This is a genomic window from Aerococcus sp. L_32, assembly GCF_050689315.1.
Genome location: NZ_JBOEQF010001074.1, coordinates 1 through 628 on the forward strand (window position 1 = coordinate 1; position 628 = coordinate 628).

Consider the following 628-nt stretch of genomic DNA (forward strand, 5'->3'; position numbering starts at 1 on the left):
ATTTATTTCTGGCATCACACGTACCATATAAACTTCCTGGCAAAATCCGCGTAAGGCATTATAAATCCGTTGGCCACGGCTGTAAACCTGGGTAAAGCCAATGATTGTTGGCCCTGACCCAGACATCGTCACCCCGTCTGCACCAAAATCGAGCATTTGTTGTTTCAACTTGGCTAATTTAGGATGCTGGCTAAAGGTTACTGGTTCCAAGGAATTACCAATTGCTGCCATCAGGTCTTCATAAGACCCTGACTCTAGGGCTGCCAGTACTTTTGGCGCATTGGGTTCGTAGTTTAACCGTTCAACATCTAGTTGGTTGAAAATTTTCCGCGTTGAAACTGAGATAGCTGGTTTAGCAAGAATAATCCAACATTTGGGTGCTGGTTGAATTTGGCGGATTTTTTCCCCTCGACCTTCTACCAAAGCCGTGCCGCCCGCAATCGAATAAGCCACATCTGATCCTACTTGATTGGCCAACGCCTGCAAGTCTTTCAAGGGCAAGTTGATATCCCATAGGGTGTTAAGTTTACGAAAAACTGCTGCTGCGTCCGTTGACCCACCGCCTAACCCCGCTGCGACAGGGATCCGCTTTTCAATTGAGATGTGCACGCCCGTCTTGATATTGCCC

1 protein-coding gene is annotated in these 628 nt (G+C 47.5%); it reads right to left on the reverse strand.

Going from position 1 to position 628, the window contains the following annotated elements:
- A partial coding sequence (ispE, locus tag ACRCJ0_RS18245; RefSeq protein WP_431391552.1) for a 4-(cytidine 5'-diphospho)-2-C-methyl-D-erythritol kinase occupies nucleotides 1-628 on the reverse strand: 628 nt, incomplete at both ends.